General features: G+C 36.7%; 16 protein-coding genes. 6 read left to right on the top strand and 10 right to left on the bottom strand.

From position 1 onward, the window contains the following. The first annotated feature begins 226 nt into the window (after nucleotides 1–226). Together EYS08_RS25730 and EYS08_RS26460 are read left to right on the top strand one after the other, a co-directional pair. Complete coding sequence (locus EYS08_RS25730) at nucleotides 227–376, top strand: hypothetical protein (protein ID WP_165456445.1); 150 nt, start codon at nucleotides 227–229, stop codon at nucleotides 374–376. A 34-nt stretch (nucleotides 377–410) separates the two neighbouring features. Then, a complete protein-coding gene (locus EYS08_RS26460; protein ID WP_262711730.1) occupies nucleotides 411–542 on the top strand; it encodes a hypothetical protein in 132 nt (43 codons plus the stop codon). A gap of 4 nt (nucleotides 543–546) precedes the next feature. Here the strand turns inward: EYS08_RS26460 and EYS08_RS12210 are convergent, their stop codons facing one another. Next, nucleotides 547–1,290, bottom strand: coding sequence for a LytR/AlgR family response regulator transcription factor (locus EYS08_RS12210; RefSeq protein WP_131030303.1), 744 nt, complete (start codon nucleotides 1,288–1,290; stop codon nucleotides 547–549). A gap of 373 nt (nucleotides 1,291–1,663) precedes the next feature. Here EYS08_RS12210 and EYS08_RS12205 point away from each other — a divergent pair, with 373 nt between their 5' ends. Together EYS08_RS12205 and EYS08_RS12200 are read left to right on the top strand one after the other, a co-directional pair. Continuing rightward, nucleotides 1,664–2,038, top strand: a complete 375-nt coding sequence (locus EYS08_RS12205) for a hypothetical protein (protein WP_131030302.1) — start codon at nucleotides 1,664–1,666, stop codon at nucleotides 2,036–2,038. 21 nt (nucleotides 2,039–2,059) lie between these two features. Further along, entirely contained in the window at nucleotides 2,060–2,548 is a 489-nt protein-coding gene (locus EYS08_RS12200) for a type I restriction enzyme HsdR N-terminal domain-containing protein (RefSeq protein ID WP_131030301.1), read from the top strand. Nucleotides 2,549–2,711: 163 nt separating this feature from the next. Here EYS08_RS12200 and htpG read toward each other — a convergent pair whose 3' ends face one another. The 8 genes from htpG to EYS08_RS12160 form a co-directional block, all read right to left on the bottom strand. Beyond that, complete coding sequence (gene htpG, locus EYS08_RS12195) at nucleotides 2,712–4,598, bottom strand: molecular chaperone HtpG (RefSeq protein WP_208745850.1); 1,887 nt, start codon at nucleotides 4,596–4,598, stop codon at nucleotides 2,712–2,714. Between the two features lie 556 nt (nucleotides 4,599–5,154). After that, nucleotides 5,155–5,892, bottom strand: coding sequence for a DUF4241 domain-containing protein (locus EYS08_RS12190; RefSeq protein ID WP_131030300.1), 738 nt, complete (start codon nucleotides 5,890–5,892; stop codon nucleotides 5,155–5,157). Nucleotides 5,893–5,996: 104 nt separating this feature from the next. Next, a complete protein-coding gene (locus EYS08_RS12185) occupies nucleotides 5,997–6,389 on the bottom strand; it encodes a response regulator (protein WP_051691826.1) in 393 nt (130 codons plus the stop codon). A 115-nt stretch (nucleotides 6,390–6,504) separates the two neighbouring features. Next, entirely contained in the window at nucleotides 6,505–7,368 is an 864-nt protein-coding gene (locus EYS08_RS12180; protein WP_244215940.1) for an N-acetylglucosamine kinase, read from the bottom strand. A gap of 17 nt (nucleotides 7,369–7,385) precedes the next feature. After that, nucleotides 7,386–8,696, bottom strand: a complete 1,311-nt coding sequence (locus tag EYS08_RS12175; protein WP_131030299.1) for a TolC family protein — start codon at nucleotides 8,694–8,696, stop codon at nucleotides 7,386–7,388. A gap of 1 nt (nucleotide 8,697) precedes the next feature. Then, the gene (locus tag EYS08_RS12170; RefSeq protein WP_131030298.1) at nucleotides 8,698–11,808 is read right to left on the bottom strand and encodes an efflux RND transporter permease subunit; all 3,111 of its coding nucleotides are present in this window, start codon (nucleotides 11,806–11,808) and stop codon (nucleotides 8,698–8,700) included. Nucleotides 11,809–11,811: 3 nt separating this feature from the next. Then, a complete protein-coding gene (locus tag EYS08_RS12165) occupies nucleotides 11,812–12,501 on the bottom strand; it encodes an efflux RND transporter permease subunit (protein ID WP_131030297.1) in 690 nt (229 codons plus the stop codon). Nucleotides 12,502–12,503: 2 nt separating this feature from the next. Further along, nucleotides 12,504–13,601, bottom strand: a complete 1,098-nt coding sequence (locus tag EYS08_RS12160) for an efflux RND transporter periplasmic adaptor subunit (RefSeq protein ID WP_131030296.1) — start codon at nucleotides 13,599–13,601, stop codon at nucleotides 12,504–12,506. A 416-nt stretch (nucleotides 13,602–14,017) separates the two neighbouring features. On the opposite strand from EYS08_RS12160, the gene EYS08_RS12155 reads away from it, so the two are divergent. Then, on the top strand, nucleotides 14,018–15,796 hold the full coding sequence (locus EYS08_RS12155) for a M61 family metallopeptidase (protein ID WP_244215939.1): 1,779 nt from the start codon (nucleotides 14,018–14,020) through the stop codon (nucleotides 15,794–15,796). 136 nt (nucleotides 15,797–15,932) lie between these two features. Here EYS08_RS12155 and EYS08_RS12150 read toward each other — a convergent pair whose 3' ends face one another. Next, a complete protein-coding gene (locus tag EYS08_RS12150) occupies nucleotides 15,933–16,397 on the bottom strand; it encodes a hypothetical protein (protein WP_131030294.1) in 465 nt (154 codons plus the stop codon). 253 nt (nucleotides 16,398–16,650) lie between these two features. On the opposite strand from EYS08_RS12150, the gene EYS08_RS12145 reads away from it, so the two are divergent. Beyond that, nucleotides 16,651–18,420, top strand: coding sequence for an AMP-dependent synthetase/ligase (locus EYS08_RS12145; protein WP_131030293.1), 1,770 nt, complete (start codon nucleotides 16,651–16,653; stop codon nucleotides 18,418–18,420). The last annotated feature ends 52 nt before the right edge of the window (nucleotides 18,421–18,472 follow it).

Raw genomic sequence — 18,472 nt, 5'->3', positions numbered from 1 at the left:
TCTCATAAATAATATAAAAGCCCCAAATGATGAAGTGTAATCTGTACTTATTAAAGAATGCTTTGATGTTTAAAAGAGTCATTTTTTATTCTTAAATCTATTAAAATGGGGTTTTTATCTCCTAAAAGCTAGGGTTTGTGTAAAAAAGTAGTGCTGTCTGTTTTTCTGTTGCACCTTTACTGAAATTAATAACAATAATAATTAACAACAATAAAAGACATACACCATGAAAGTTCAACACACAACAACTACTGCTAAACTTGCTAAAAAAACTGTTTTTGTATATAAAAACATTAAAGGTCAGAATAATTTTTCTACTAATCCAACAGACATGGGGCAATCAGTAGTAACTACTAGCTGGATTAATGTGATCTAATTAACAATAATTTATACCTTTAACTTAATATTTTATGAAAACCATTAAACTCACCAAAAAAACTGTTTTCATTTATAAAAATATAGCAGCAAGAAATAATTTTTCTACTAACCCAACTGATATGGGCCAATCGGTAGTAACTACCAGTTGGTTAGTTGTAATTTAATACACTATTGATTTCGATTAGATTTTAACAAACTGCTCTGTACATAGGCGAAGAAAGCTTCTTTATAACCTTCGCCAATTTGGATCATCTCGTTATTTACCAAACGGATTATATTTCCATCTACTTTTTTAATTGCCGCTTTAGCAACAATGTTCGATTTATTAACACGGATAAATGCGTGGTTTTCTAAGGCCTTTTCAATTTCCTTAAGTGTAAGATAGGTAGTGTGGGTTTCAGATTTAGTAATAATCTGTATATAATTCTGTAGCGCTTTGATGTAAAGTATTTCGTCAATAGCGATGTTAGAAAAAGCATATTTATGGTCGCCTTTAATATAAAGGGCCGCTACCTGATCAGCTTCTTTCGTGCTAACCTTGGGATTATTTGCTTCCTTTTTTAAAATCCTGTCAATACCCAGTGCAAATTTCGCAAAGGAAATAGGTTTTAATAAGTACTGATCTGATTGTACATCAAATGCCTGCAGGGCATAATCAGGATGAGCAGTAGTGAAAATCAAATATTTTGCTTTTTCTCTGATATTTTTAGCCAGTTCCAATCCATTGATTCCTGGCATATCAATATCCATAAACAATAAATCAATTTCGTCCTCAATACTGATCTCAGTAAGTGCTTGGACAGGGCTGGTAAAAGTTTTAAAAACTGTTAAACCAGGCATTTCTGCAATGTGGTCAGTTAATACTTCGATTGCATGTTGCTCGTCGTCTATAACAACGCATTTTAGATTCATGAGTATAAATATGTTTGTTTTATTTGATTTGAATGCAAGTTAAATAAAAATGAATTGAATTAACAAATGCACTAAAAAAACTTATCCCAGGTTTCATCTAAAAAAAACCTAGGTTTCGTGTAATATTCTGGGTAGTTGATGTAAAAAAATTATCCAGACCCCTTCTTTTTATAATCTTTAAACTGTTTGCCAAAAACAAAATAATTAGCAGTGAAAACTACTAATTGTGAAAAACATCTGCCTGCCCAATCTTGTGTAGCCTGTAGATAATATAATTATAAACAGGCCATACAATACTGGGTTAAAGATTTATTAAAAACCAAAAAATAACGAAAGCAAAAGAAACATTCCCCTACATCTACCAAGCCTCCACATGAAACACAACGAATACGAATATTTACTTAATAAGATCTACTATAAGGGGGTTCTTAAAAATCAAGGAATCAACGCAGATATGTACCAAAGAATGCAAAATGAATATAGCAATCTTGATGGACAAAACCCAGTTAAGGGGCAATTAGATGGTGAATATGCATTCAGAAAATCTTTCCTGGTTGTACGTAACTACGTTCAGCAGGCGATAAAAGATGGCATGAAAAGTTTTCAGTTTACCATGCGAGCAACTGATATCAATAAATTAACTTATATGGTTGATATGTTGAACAGAAATTTTTTTGATAAACAAAGTTTAGATCAAATTATTATCACTGCAAATTCGGTATTTAACCAATACAATTTAAAAAACTAACTACCTATAATAGATAACAACATGGAATTGAAAGACGAAATCGGGCAGTTTGCCGTAAGAATTAAGAAAATGCTTCCACAAGTTCAATCTGAGGATTTAACAAGGAATGCGTTGGTTATGCCTTTTATCCAAATCTTAGGATTTGATCCTTCTGAGGTTCAATCTGAAGCTGTTCTAGACTTTGGGGTTAAAAAAAGTAAAAAAGTTGATTACACCATTATGAAAGATGGCGAACCAACAATACTTGTTGAATGTAAACACCACAACGATAATTTAGATATTCACGATTCACGCCTGTCTAAATACTTCCGTAAAACAAAAGCTAAATATGGTTTATTAACCAACGGCTTAGTATACCGCTTTTACACAGAGAAAATGGTGAGATCAAAGAAAAACCAAGAACCATTATTCGAATTTAAAATAACCGATACTAAAGCTGCTATCATTGCTAAAATGATCGAGGATCATAAAGATTATTTCAATGTAGATCATAAAACTAATGTAATATAGTAGCAAGCTACAAGCTAAACAATATTAATTTTAATCTAAGAGTTCCCGAAAATTCTTACCCAAAAGTCTTGATCTGATCAAGACTTTTTTTATGACCGCTCGCAAAAGAAAAAAGGAGAAACCAATTCGATTTCTCCCTTTAAACTATAGCAGGATTTCCTGATTAAATTAATTCTACACTTCTGCTTACAAAAGCTGTTAATTCTGCACCAGTTAACATACCTTGTGCTAAAAGTGCTAAATCTACCGCTTGTTTCGCCAGGTTGCGCTGCTCTTCCCCTTCAGCTTTTAAAATTTTACTTACCAATTTATGGTTTCCATTAATGGCAACCTTATAGTTGTCTGGCATTTGGCCATAGAAGCCCATTCCGCCACCCATTGCAGCCATATCTTTCATCCGGCGCATAAACTCATCCATCGTAATGGTAACTGGTAATTCTTCAGGATGTAAAGCCACAATTTCTACATGCATACCTGGTTTGGTAATGGCTTTTTCAAAAATAGCAGTAACTTCTTTTACCTGATCTTCAGTTAAAACATGCTCATTTTGTTCGTCTTTCTCAATTAATTTATCCGCAACACTAGAGTCAACACGTTTGATTGATGTTTTTTCTAATTTTTGCTCCAATTGATTAATAAAGTGATTGTCGATTGGCGAATCCAATACTAAAACATCGTAATCTTTTTTATTGGCCGATTGGATAAATGCATCTTGTTTAGCAGCATCATTGGTATATAAATAAACCACGGTGCCGTTTTTATCGGTTTGTAATGCTGTTACCTTCTCCTTATACTCTGGAAGTGTGAAAAGCTCATTTTTGGTATTGCCTACTAAAGCAAAGTCTTTAGCTTTATCGTAAAACTTCTCTTCACTGATCATACCGTATTTTACAAAAAGACCAATGTCTTTCCATTTATCTTCGTAAGCTTTACGGTCTTTAGCAAATAACTCACCTAGTTTATCAGCAACCTTTTTAGTAATGTAGTTATTGATCTTTTTAACGTTGCTGTCGGCCTGTAAGAAACTACGCGATACATTTAACGGAATATCAGGAGAATCGATTACACCGTGTAATAACATCAAAAATTCAGGAACAATATCTTTAACCTCATCGGTAATAAATACCTGACGAGAGTACAATTTGATTTTGTTGCGCTGCATTTCGAAATCGTTTTTCAACTTAGGGAAATACAGTACGCCTGTTAAATTAAAAGGATAATCAACATTTAGGTGGATCCAGAATAATGGTTCTTCACTAAATGGATATAATTCGCGGTAAAAGTTTAAATAATCCTCGTCTGACAAATCTGCAGGAGCTTTTGTCCAGATCGGGTTAGTGGTATTGATAATGTTATCAACCTCAAAATCGTTATACTTTGCTTTACCTTCTTCATCAACACCATCTTCAACCGATTCTGTTTTTGTACCAAACTTAATTGGAACCGGTAAAAATTTAGCGTATTTATCAAGAATTTCCTGCAGTTTACTTTCTTCTAAAAACTCTTCAGAATCTTTGTTTACATGGAGAATAATATCAGTACCACGTGTAGCTTTAGTGCCTTCAGTAATTTCAAATTCTGTACTGCCATCGCAAACCCAACGTGCAGGTTCAGCGCCATCCTGGTATGATAATGTTTGAATCTCAACTAAATCTGCAACCATAAAGGCCGAGTAGAAACCTAAACCGAATTTACCGATGATTTCATTGGCATCTTTAGCATCTTTAAATTTCTCTACAAACTCACTTGCGCCAGAAAATGCAACCTGGTTAATGTATTTTTTTATCTCTTCGGCAGTCATCCCCAAGCCATTATCGCTAATGGTAATGGTTTTTGCATCCTTATCAACTGCAACTTGCACCAATGGTTGACCAACTTCGCCATTAAACTGACCTAATGAACCTAGTCTTTTAATTTTCTGGACTGCATCTACTGCGTTAGAAACCAACTCACGAAGAAAAATTTCGTTATCAGAGTATAAAAACTTCTTAATTATCGGGAAAATATTCTCGGTATGTATAGAGATATTTCCTTTTTCCTGTATGCTCATATGTAAATAAATTGTTTAATCTATATCCTGCATAACAAGGGTTGTTCCAAAAGAATTTGTTTGCCAAAATGACAGTCGCGAGAGTCGTCATTTGCGAAGCCAATTTCTGATTCCATGGTCTGTGTTTCACAGTCCACTGGTTATTTTTATTATTACACAGTTAAATAATGATCTGGAAAGCAAAGCCAGTATTTCTATTGGTGTTAGTCCCGCTGTACCTTCTGCCCCGATGAAAACCTGTGAAACAAGCAAGCACATGATAGCATAATAAAAAGAAGTGCTTAATCGGGGGCATTCGTGCCATCGGGTTTAGATTAGATAGTGCTGTGCCCCTAGGAGGGGGTTCCACTCATAGCGCCTATTCCACGATTCGTATATGATTCCGTGTGGCTGTCTCCTAATATAGATTGTCGTCATCTTGAGCCTGTTGAAGGACTACATTAAATAGCCTTAGTAGAGCGTTTCGATAAGCTCTCCGTAGGAGTCCTTTTGACAACGAGACAATTCGGATCGAATTTAACTTTTTGATACCGCCTCATTATTGTTGAATTGAAATTTACTCCTCTTCTCCGTAAGCCAGCTCAATATCAATAAACTGAATAATTAGTGCGCAAATATTGTCATCGATGTCAAAACCATAGTAAACAGGGTAGGTACCATCACCAAAGCCACTTTGAAAAAATGGGATATGATATTTAGTTCCGGGGATTGTCCAGTTGATCCAATCGCCACCTTCACGTTGGTAATCAGGGTTTTCAGCATAATTACTTGCGAAAAGTGCAGCGAAGTAATCATCATACAGATTCTTGCCGGGATTCTCCTTATTAAACGTGTCTTGAAATGCGCAGAAATGGTTTAACGTTTCTTTATCCAATATACACGCTAAGCCTGCATCTACATTAAAACCAAAAAATTCTCCTTCGTTAAAATCAACAAGGTCTTCTGTGCCTATTAGTGCCTCCTCAAAGCGTATCGCATCATAAGCTGTAAATTGCACTTTAACGGCAGCATATCTGGCACAATCTTCACCATGGGGAACAACTACGGCTGTAGTTACCGGAAATTCGCCTCTGGGGACTTTAATTAAATACGGTTCAGCATCTTTTTGAACATATACAAGTGGATCTCTGACCAGTATTTCTCCTGTTGGAATAGAAACACTTCCCAGTTCTAGGTGATCTATTTGTTTACCAGCTACCGAGGTTTCCTCAAAATAATCATTCAGGTTATTGGGGCAGGCTAATAAAATACGCTTCTCGTTCCAGGTTTTTAACCATTCATTGCTTGGTATCATGGTAAGTAATTTGTCCGATAGGAAGATAAATTTTATTTTTTTAAATAAAAAAGCCAAGCAGATTTAAAAATCCTCTTGGCTAAATATTTTAATTTTGGATTAACTTAATTTAAAAGAAAACTTGGTTTATCTTCTTCCAGTGAAAGAATTTTAGTGATCTTTTTAAGCAATACATCCATTTGGAATGGTTTTGATAAGAAATCGTCCTGACCGTAGTTTAAGGTGGTAAAATCTTTTGGATCGTATAAACCAGAAATCAGTAATATTGGAATTTTAGAGGTACTTTCAATTGATTTTAACTGTTCGCATAGCACACGCCCATCTATATGCCCAAGAGAAATATCCAATAAGATTAAATCAGGGCTAAATTTTTCGATTCTGTTAAAAATTTCTTCGCCATCATTCAGTGCCGAAACTTTAAATCCTCCGATTTCCAGTATTAATTGTATGGTTTCTAAAACCTCAATATCATCGTCTACTACCAGTATTCTCTTCATATGTGTTAGCATTTATATGCCGCTAAAAATATAACAAAAGTTTATGTTGTTATGTTTACAATCTTAAGGATATTTTAACAATAAATTTATAGTAGCTAAAAATTTGACTTCGATTTTAACTCGCTTGTTGTACGATGCCCTCTTTATTTAAGATAAAATTAAATAACTCTTCTATAGGTTTCTGTAGTATTTTCCCAGGCTCAATACCGTTTTCTAATAACACTGAAATTAATGTTTCCTGGTAATAGTAAGCTATAGAGCCTACAAAATGGCATGGAACGTTTTTATGTTTAGGATAATCTTTAACATTCGTATCTACAAATTCCTGAAAGCCAGCTCTTAAAATATCCTGAATAAAGGGATGGTCTGTGTGGCTGGCCATGAAACGGCTAAAACCTGCTAAATAGATATTAGGGAAAGGTTTTTGATATACATTGGTAATAATCTGTTCTTTTTCTGCTGGGAAAGATTTTTTAAACTCTGCCGCTAAGTTGGATGGCATTTTATTGTACATATAGCTTAATAGCACTTTTTTTCCAAAAAAAGTACCAGAACCTTCATCGCCAAGTACATAACCTAAGCCATGGTGGCCATCGTGGATTTTCTTTCCATCGAAATAACAGATATTCGATCCGGTGCCTAAAATACAGTTTAAGCCTTCGGCATTTCCGCAAGTAGCATATACCGAACCCAGAAGATCGTGATCTACTGAAATAAAAGCATTACCAAAAACAGCTGACAGACCATTTGAGACTACTTCATGTTTGTCTGGTGAAGAACAACCTGCTCCAAAAAAGTAGATTTCTTTTACCTCACTAGCATATTGTAATAAAGGTTCATTTTTAGAAATCAGTTTGGTAATTTCTTGCTCACTTAAGAAATAAGGGTTTATTCCAGGAGTGCTAAATTTAATGGTTTCGCCATTATGATAGCCCATCCAATCGGTTTTTGATGAGCCACTATCTGCAACAAGTATCATGGGACTAAATATAAAAATTAATTAGATAAATTTATATTTCCACTGATTTCTTTCAGTGTTGTTTCGGCAATTTTGGCCTGATATTGCATTTCGATGAAACGGTTCTTTGCATCTATCGCATTTCGTTGTGCTTCTCTTAGCTCCAAAGGGGCTATGCTGCCCAAACGATATTTTGCTAAAGTAATATCTAGGTTTTCTTTTGCAATATCTACATTTCGTTGCTCTAATTTAATCAGATCAAGGTAGGTGCTGTAATTTTGATAGGCGGTAAGCAACTGCGCGTTTACATCAAGTTTGGTTTTGTTTAAATTCAGGGTAGAATTGTTGATCTCGATCTTTGCATTGCGTTCTTGTTGGCGCTGTAAAAAGCCGTTAAATAAATTAAGGCTTGCCGTAACACCATAAGTGAATCCGTTTGCAGCAAACTTTTGGTTAAAGCCCGTAGGGCTGGTACTGTTTGCCCTGCTATAACCAGAGTTTAGGCTAACAGATGGATACCGCGCTCCACGGATAGATTTTAGATTTAACGAAGCAATGCGTTGATTGATAAAAGCATTCTGCACATTCGGATTCTGTTGCTCGGCCATTTCGGCCATTTTGCTAAACAGGATACCTTTATCTACATCAATGCTATTATTTACAGAAAACGAAGTACCAATATCTCTCACCATCAACTGGTTTAATCGAACTTTAGCCACCTGTAAGGCATTTTTGGTTTGCAGGTAGTTTGAGGTATCGGTATTGTAATCAACCTGTGCAGTTAACACATCCAATTTAGAACCACGGCCAAGCTGCAATTTTGTTTTGGCAATACTGGTGCGTAATACCGAAACGTCCATTGCGCTATCGGCAGCGATAACCAATTGCTGCTGTCTTACAATATCATAATAGGCTGTAATTACATCGGCTACAGTTGTTAAAATGGTTAAACGGGCGTTTAATTCACCTTGTTTTTGCAGTTCTTTTAAACGGTCGTAATTGGCGAACATACTAAAACCATCAAAAATGGTCCAGTTTAAATCGGCCCCATAACTGTTATTGGTACTTTTTGCTCCTGTAATTACCCGATCAGGGCCAGTTGCAGGGGTTTGTCGGGTGTTTTGGATACTTCCACCATTCGTGTAACTTCCTGTTAAGTTAGGTAATATACCAGCATTGCCGATATTGGCATTGTTCTTTGCCATATCGACCTGGTTTTTACTGATTTTAATGTCGTAATTATTCTGTAAAGCAATGGTAATGGCTTCCTGCAAGCTCAGCTGTTCTTGTGCAAAGCCCGAAATGGATGAGCTTAGCAGTAGGATAAATATTTTTAATTTCTTGCTCATCTTATTCTTCTATATGTAAAGCTTCTTGTTCAAAACGATGGGCTTCTTTCAATTCTTTATTCGGTTTGTATGGTTTAGCCCAGTAAGAGTAAATGGCAGGGATTACAAATAAGGTTAAAACCAAAGAGAATAACGTACCACCAACAATTACGGTTCCCATACTCATTCTACTTTTTGCGGCAGCTCCTAAAGCCAATGCAATAGGTAGTGCACCAATGGCAATCGCCAAACTGGTCATTAAAATTGGGCGCAAACGCGAAACAGCAGCTTCACGTATGGCTTCGGGGATTGGAATGCCTTTTTCTTTTAACTGGTTGGCAAATTCCACTATTAAAATACCATTTTTAGTTACCAGGCCAATAAGCATAATGGTACCGATCTGGCTGAAGATATTCCAGCTTTGACCACATAACCATAGCGATAAAAATGCACCGGCAACCGCCATAGGTACAGTTAAAATGATAATAATCGGATCTTTGAAGCTCTCAAACTGCGCTGAAAGAATTAAATAAACGAGCAGGAGCGCCAAACCAAATGCAAAGAAGGTATTTGAAGAACTTTCTTTAAAATCCCGCGATTCTCCACTTAAATCAGTAGAGAAAGTTTCATCTAATACTTTTTTAGAAATGGCGTCCATGGCATCAATACCTTCACCAATACTTTTTCCAGGTGCTAACCCTGCCGAAACAGTTGCTGCGATAAAACGGTTGTTCCTGTACAATTGTGGAGGACTACTTTCTTCTTTTGCGGTAACCACATTGTCGAGCTGAACCAATTCGCCTTTATCATTACGTACATAAACCGAGCTCAGATCTAATGGATCTTTCCGGTCTCCACGATCAAACTGGCCAATTACCTGGTATTGTTTTCCATTCATGAAGAAATACGAAAACCTTTGACCGCTTAAACCTAAATTTAAGGTTTGGGCAATAGCCGATATAGAAACGCCTAAGTTTTTGGCTTTATCCCTGTCGATAGTTAAGTTAATTTCGGGCTTGTTAAATTTCAGGTTCACATCCGAAACGGTGAATGTTGGGTCTTTCGATACCGCATCCATAAACAAAGGAATTTTCTCCCTTAATTTTTCGAAATTTTGTGCCTGGATGATGTAGCTAATTGGCAAGCCGCCGCGACGGCCAACGGAGATGGTTGGCTGTTGGTTCACAATGGTTTTGCCCTCAGTGTATTCCTTTGTGATGCGGGTAAGCATATCGGCAATCTCTTTTTGCGAGCGCTCACGATCTTCAGGATCAACCAACCCCATTCTTACAAAACCCGAGTTTACAGCACCCGAACCGCCGAAACTTGGTGAAGTAATCGTAATATTTACTTTTTTCTCGGGAACAGAATCGAGAACCAATTGGTTCAGTTTCATAATAAACTGATCGGTATAGGCAAATGATGCGCCCTCTGGGGTAGTTGCGCTGATGTTTATTGCACTTCTATCATCATAAGGGGCAGTTTCTTTTGGCAGAATCTTCCAGAATAAGAAAATTAAGCCCATACAAACCAGAATAATCGGAACGGAAAGCCATTTTTTATCCAAAAATTTATTCAGATTCGATTCGTAGGCATCATTTAATTTCACAAAATAGGGCTCTGTCCAATTGTAAAACCTGGATGGTTTATGTCCACCTTTTTTCATCAGGTAGGCATTTAACATCGGTGTTAAGGTTAGCGATACAAAAGCAGAGACCAGTACTGCTGCACCGATTACCACACCGAACTCTCTAAATAAGCGGCCAACAAATCCCTGTAAGAATATTACCGGTAAAAATACGGCTGCTAGGGTAACGGAAATCGAAATTACAGCAAAAAAGATTTCATTAGATCCTTTAATGGCTGCCTCGAAAGGCGACATGCCCTCTTCAACCTTTTTAAAGATATTTTCGGTAACCACAATACCATCATCCACCACCAATCCTGTAGCCAGTACAATAGCCAATAAACTCAATACATTTATTGAAAAGCCAAAGGCGTACATAATGAAGAAAGTGAAAACCAACGATACCGGGATATCGATTAATGGTCTGAAGGCAATGGCCCAATCTCTAAAGAAAAGGTAAATGATCAAAATTACCAGTACCAGCGATAAACCAATGGTTTCTGCCACCTCGGTTACCGAACGTTTGATGAAAAGGGTATTATCTAATGCAACCTGCAGTTTAATGTCTTTAGGCATATCAGCTTTTAACTTATCAAAACGCTTGTAAAACTCTTTACTGATATCGAGGTAATTGGCCCCTGGCTGAGGGATAATGGCTATGGCCACCATCGGTCTGCCCGATTCACGGAGAATGGTTTCTTCGTTTTCTGGCCCTAAAACTGCATAACCTATATCTTTTAATTTAACGACCTGATTGCTATCCGCTTTTAAGATTAAGTTGTTAAACTGACTTTCGTTGGTCAGCTTTCCTAAGGTTTTAACTGTTAGTTCGGTGGTAGCTCCCGTAATTTTTCCTGAAGGAAGCTCTACGTTTTCGTTATCTAAGGCGGTAACAATATCCTGAGAAGTTAAACCATAAGCACTCAGTTTATTCGGATCCATCCAGATACGCATGGCGTATTTTCTTTGACCCTGGATTTGTACACTACTTACCCCCGGAATGGTTTGGATACGGTCGGCAATTACGTTTTCAGCAAAATCACTTAACTCCAGTGTATTGCGTTTATCGCTCTGGATCGTCATCGATAAAATTGGATCAGAGTTGGCATCAGCTTTACTTACCACTGGTAAACCATCAATATCTTTAGGTAAGTTTCTGGAGGCTTGCGATACTTTATCACGCACATCGTTTGCGGCCTCTTCGATATTTTTATCGAGGTTAAACTCTATGGTAATATTACTCGCTCCCTGGTTACTTGATGAAGAAATATTTCGGATGCCATCAATCGAATTGATCGATTTTTCTAAAGGTTCGGTAATCTGCGACTCAATAATATCTGAGTTGGCCCCAGGATAGGAGGTTCTTACTGAAACTACAGTAGGGTCAATCGATGGGTATTCGCGAACACCCAAAAAGGTATAACCGATTATCCCGAAAAGGACAATCAATAAGTTCATCACAATGGCCAGAACCGGCCTTTTTATGCTCGTGGTTGAGATGCTCATTGCTTAATTGTTTTTATTTTTTTTAGATTCATCCCAAACCTTAGAGGCTTCTATTTTAAATTTTTTTGGTAGATATGTCTTAATTTCTGATAATTTTTGTTGGACGCGAGAACTAATTTCATATTCACTTATCTCGGGGTAGAATTTAAGTCTAACGATTCCAACGCCATTTTTACTGAATGTTAAAGCCTGATGAACACCTTTGATTTCAAGTGTTTGTTTTACTAAAGGGTTAATAATATTTGTTTTCATGGTAGTTGAATCTATACTACTTGAATCGGCATTATTTAAAGAAATTTTTAATTCGACAACCTTTGGATTTTCTACTATTTTCGAAATAATTACCTCTGCATCTTTAGGCAAGTTCATTGTAACCATTTGAATCCTATTTTGTAAATTAAGTATGGTTTCATCTATGTTAATATTAGGCTTAAAGTCAACTTTAATTAATCCATAACTCTTTTTACTTAATGATGCAATTTTACTAACATGCTCAATTTTTAATATTTCTTTTTCTAGTGGAGCAATTACTTCCGATTTCATCAAATCAGAATCTGTAGTTTTTGAATTAATTGTTATTTCTACAGCGTATTGCGCTTGAGTTTTTTGCTTACAGCTCAAACCTATAATTATTATTAATAAGCCAGTTATTATGAGGCTTGGTTTTGATAGTTTTATTTTTAAAACCGTCATAATTATTGTTTAACCAAATGAACTTTTACCGGGGCATCTTTCTTCAGTGCCATCGATCCGGTTGTCAAAACTGTATCGCCAACTTTTAATCCTGAGGTAATTACAATATTTTCATCGGTACGTGTACCAGCCTCTACTTTAACCTCTTGCACTTTTCCATCTTTTTGGATATAAACAATCTTACCTTTTAAAACAGGAATAACTGCTTCATTAGGGATAAGAATAGCATTTTGAAGGGTGTTTAAAGCCAGTTTAATTTTGGCGAACGAGCCAGGCAATAAAAGATTATCGGCATTTGGAGCCAGAGCCCTGATCTGTAATGTTCGGGTAGCGGCATTAATTCCCGGCTCTATAGCATAAACTTTTCCTTTGTTTTCTTTAGAAGAGCCATCAGTAGTGAATATGATTTCTGAATTCATTTTAATCTGTCCTGCATATTTCTCTGGAACAGAAAAAGTAACTTTAACCGGATTGGTACTTACTAGGTTGGCAATTACAGTTGCGGGGGTTAAATAGGTTCCTGCAGAAATACTACGTAAGCCCACTCTGCCAGTAAAAGGTGCGCGGATAGTGGTTTTTGCCAGTTGTGCCCTGATTAATTGCGCCTGCGCCTGTAACGATTTTAAATCGGCTAGCGCTGTATCATATTCTTCCTGACTGATTGCACCTTTGGCCAAAAGCTGTTTTGCCCGGTTTTCGTTTGTTCCGGAAAGCTTTTGTTTGGTTAGGGCATCCTGCAATTGTGCCTGTATGTCTCTGTCGTTTACTTTAACCAATACACTTCCTTTCGATACTGTTGTACCTTCTTGAAAATAAATTCCGGTAACCAAGCCCGATACTTCACTTTTCAATACAACCGATTCGTTTGCATCAATAGCGCCAGTTACCTCTAAATCATTATCAAACGATACCGGTTTTACTATGATTCCGTCAACTACCAATGGTGCAGAAGTGCCGCCTTTACCACCAGTTTTGCCTTTTCTTGCCCCGGCAGATGCTCCGCCTTTCCCTTCGAGTTTTTTATTTGCGTTAATTCTGTAATAGACCAAATAAGCCAAGCCTATAGCTAAAACAGCATAGATAATATACCTTTTCTTCATGTTTCTTTTTGTGTCGTGCGTATTCCGAATATTAAAATAAGATTAATATTCCAGAATTAGAGCGTAAAAATATTCAAATAGTTTAGTCCTAAATTTGTTGTATTAAGGATGTTACTGATTTTAGTTTGAAGTCAGAAGTCCGAAGTCCACAGTTTTGGCGTAAAATAATATGTCTATCACAATGCAGTAACCAAGAAATTGGTGCCTAATAGGCTTTCAGTGCCAAAGTTTTCTTTGCATTCCGCAAATCGCCAAACGCTATACGCCAGGCGAAGCGAAACAACTATTTTACATCGCAACAGGCTTTTTCTTTCAAAACCTCGCCAATAAATCTAAATTTGCAACAAAACACAGTCAATATCAATATGTTTAACAAAAAATCAATTTTAAGTTTAGTTTTACTACTAACGTGTATTATGGCAGCGAAAGCGCAGGTAAAAATAGGCTTTGAGGTTTCTTTTAAAGAACCACAGGCACACTATGCTGAAGTTCAGATGAATATTTCTGGCTTGGCAAAAGATTATGTAGATGTAAAAATGCCTGTTTGGACACCAGGTTCTTATTTGGTTCGCGAGTTTGAAAAAAGTGTAGAAGAATTTAAGGCTACTGCAGCAGGTAAAGCCGTAAAAGTTGAAAAAGTAAGAAAAAACACCTGGAGAATTTTCTCGGCAAAAGCTGCAAATATCCAGATTAATTACCGTGTTTATGCATTCGAAATTTCGGTGCGTACGCCTTTTATCGACGAATCTCATGCATTCTTGTCTCCAACAGGGATTTTTATGCATCCTGATGGCATGATCAAATCACCAAGCACTGTGAAAATTATTCCTTTCAATGCCTGGAGTAAAGTTTCTACTGGTTTAACACCTGTTGCCGGTGAGCAGTTTACCTATAAGGCTACCGATTTTGATATTCTTTACGATAGCCCTATTGAAGTTGGTAATCAGGATATTTTCGAATTTACAGCTGCAGGCGTTCGCCACGAAGTAGCCATGTATGGCGGTGGCAATTACGATAAAGAAAAACTAAAAATAGATATGGCTAAAATTGTAGAAAAAGAAACTGCAGTTTACGGCGAAAACCCTAATAAATATTACCTCTTTATTGTTCATAATTTCTTAAAAGGTGGCGGTGGTTTGGAGCACTTAAACTCTACAACTTTAGGCGCTACAAGAAACGCTTACAATACTGCAGAAGGTTATAAAGGTTTTTTAGGCCTGGTTGCTCACGAATATCACCACCTTTGGAATGTTAAGCGTCTACGCCCGATAGCATTAGGCCCTTTTGATTATGACAACGAAAACTACACGACCAACCTTTGGGTAGCTGAAGGATTTACATCGTATTACGAAAATAAATACTTACACCGAGCAGGTTTTACTGATGTAAACGAATTTTTGAAAGATCTGGCTAGCGGTGTTGGTACAGTGTTAAATACCCCTGGAGCTAAATATCAGTCAGCAGCTTCATCTAGCTATGATGCATGGATTATCGGCTACCGCCCGAATGAAAATTCAAAAAATAATTCCATCTCTTACTACAATAAAGGAGAAGTGATCGGTATTTTGATGGATCTCGAAATCATCAATGCCACAAAAGGTGCAAAAAGTTTAGATGATGTAATGAAAGCCATGTATTTGCAGTGCAAAACCTTAAAACGTGGTTATACCGATGCAGAATTTAAAGCAATGGTTGAAAAGATATCAGGAATTAGCTTTACTAACTTTTGGGCAAAATACGTTAATGGTGTAGATGATGTAGACTATGTAAAATATTTCGCATATGCGGGTGTTGATGTATCTACTGAAAATGCAACCCCTGGTAAACCTGTTAGTGGTGCAGCAGTTCAATTGGCTACTAAAGGTTTAGAAGTAACTTCGGTTACCAGAAATTCAGCAGCTTGGGTTAGTGGCTTAAATGTTAACGATGTAATTGTACTGATTGATGGCTTATCATTAAGTGATGCACTGAAAAATGTGAAATTAAAAGAACCAAAATTTTCACTAGATATTTTACCTGCCATTACGGATAAAAAAATTGACGATCAGCTAACGGTTAAAGTAATTCGCGATGGGCTTGAAAAAGAAATTTCTTTAAGCTTGAAAGAAAATCCAAGTGTGCGCTTAAAAGCAACCGTAAACGAAAATGCAACGCCAGCTCAAAAAGCAGTGTTAAAAAAATGGACAGGCGTTTAGTTAGTTTGCAGTTTTAAGTTTTCAATTTACAGTTAACTCTCAAAATACCATAAAAAAATCCCGTAAGATTAAGTTCCTACGGGATTTTTCATGTTTTTAAGTTTACACTTCGCGCTCAGCGCCAAACGCCTTCCGCTTAGAAAGTATATCTAAAACCTAAGCCGAATCTTCCAGCATTAAAGTCGCTATCGTTATCACCCAGGTAAATTCTTGGTCTCCAATCTAAAGCCAATGCCAATGGTGCACCGCTAAATTTGTAATCTAAACCAACCATAGGAACTAAAAAGAAGTTAGAACCACCATCATACAATTGAATAGACGGACCACCACCTAAATACCAATCTAAGCCTTTAGCTCCAGGGATAGATGAGTTGTATTGAAGAAATCCCTGGATAATAGTAGAGTTCCCACCAAATAAAACTTCACCTTGAAGAGCAGCTTTAGGGCTAAAATGATGCCTGATTGATGGACCAACCAAAGTAGCGCCATCTCCAAAGTCAATACCCAAACCTAGTCCGGTTTTATAGTTTTGGGCTTTAACGTTTGTTGTAGTAAGGGCAAACAATGCAATGCATCCTAAAATTGTAAATAACTTTTTCATAATTTAAATGTTTTGTAAATAATTATCAGCCTAACAACTTTAATGCCGTTTCTGTTTTTATCGTAAAAATCGACAAGGATAAAAAACAATGCTTGCATAGTAATTTTGTAATCACTAAGTTTATTTAAAATTTTTTACGAAAATGTAAATACAGCGTTTTATTAACGGCGAGGTATTATTTTCATTAAAAAGGCATATAGATGTTAATCTTTATGTTTGATTTTTTAACTTAACCAAATAATATACAATTCATATGGCGGCAGAAATTAAACGGGTTTTTGATCTTTTGAAATATAGCCTCGAAAAACCTCAGCAAGAATTCATCAGCGGAAAAATTAATGGGAAATGGATAAATTATAGTACAGCCGATTTTTGTACTGCTGTAGATAATCTAAGTCGCGGATTGATTAAACAAGGTATAAACAAAGGAGGAAGGGTTGCTGTAATGTCGCATAATCGGCCTGAATGGAATATCGCCGATTTTGCAGCCAACCAGATCGGCGCCTATCAGATTCCATTATATCCAACCCTGGCCGAGCACGATATCCAGTTTATCTTAAAGGATGCAGATATTGCCATTGTTTTTGTAGCTGATGAAGATTTATATAAGAAAATTAAACCTTGTGCCGATGCAATAAACCCAGCCATTAAGATTTATAGTTTTAATGAAATTGCAGCAGTCGAAAGCTGGAATACACTAATTGAATTGGGCAAGGCAAGCACAGACATTGATTTAGATGAGTACCGCGCTAAAGTTGCACCAGAAGATATTTTAACCCTAATTTATACATCTGGAACTACGGGTACGCCAAAAGGTGTAATGCTAACGCATAATAACTTGGTGGCAAATTTTGTTAACTCGGCTGTGGTGATACCCGAAGGGGTTAAAAAAGGCTTAAGTTTTCTGCCTTTATCGCACATCTTTGAGCGAATGATTATCTATTTATACCTGTTTAACTATACCTCGGTTTATTACGCCGAAAGTATGGAAACCATTGTTGCCGATATTCAGCATGTAAAACCCAATGTGTTCTCTACCGTTCCAAGGCTTCTCGAAAAAGTTTATGATAAGATAATGGAGAAAGGGAAAGCATTAACGGGGGTTAAAAAAGGAATTTTCTTCTGGTCGGTAGCTTTGGCCGAAAAATATACCCTTGATGCAGGTGCCTGGTATAAATTTAAACTAGGGATTGCCCGTAAACTGGTTTTCAAAAAATGGCAGGAAGCGCTGGGCGGTGAAATCGTAGTGATTGTATCGGGTGGAGCAGCGTTAAATCCGCGTTTGTCCAGGATTTTCTGGGCTGCTGGTATGCCTGTTTTTGAAGGATATGGATTAACCGAAACCTCGCCTGTAATTACCGTTAACCATTTCGGTGGAACCATGTTCGGTACTGTTGGTGAGGTAATTAAAGGTGTGGAAGTTAAAATTGCATCAGATGGCGAAGTTTTAACCAGAGGGCACCAGGTAATGAAAGGTTATTATAACCGACCTGATTTAACCGATGAGGCGGTAGATAAAGAGGGATGGTTCCATACCGGAGATATTGGAGAACTGGTTGATGACCGCTTTTTAAAAATTACCGACCGTAAAAAAGAAATGTTTAAAACAGCAGGCGGTAAATACGTTGCCCCACAAATGCTGGAGAATAAATATAAAGAATCGATTTTTATCGGGCAAATTATGGTTTTAGGCGAAAATAGAAAATTCCCTTCTGCATTGATTGTTCCAAATTTCGAAACCTTAAAAACATGGGCAGGAAGAAAAGGCATTACTTTTAACTCGAACGAAGAGATAATTAAAAACGAACAGGTGCTCACTAAGTATAACGAGGTTATCGAAGCGGCAAATGTAGGTTTTGGTAAATGGGAACAAGTAAAAAGGTTTGCGCTGTTGCCTAAAGAGTGGAGCATAGATGGAGGAGAGCTTACCCCAAAATTAAGTTTGAAAAGAAAAGTAATTACCGAGAAAAACAACGAGGTAATCGAAAAAATATATAAAGATGCGGAAGGTTATAAACCATAAAAAGATTTCCAAATAAGGATTGGTGAAAAAATAGCCTTAATACAGCCAAAAT

It is taken from the genome of Pedobacter kyonggii (genome assembly GCF_004310665.1).
GTDB classification, from domain to species: Bacteria; Bacteroidota; Bacteroidia; order Sphingobacteriales; family Sphingobacteriaceae; genus Pedobacter; species Pedobacter kyonggii.
The sequence above is the reverse complement of the archived record's forward strand: the minus strand, read 5'-3'. Positions and strand labels throughout refer to the sequence as shown.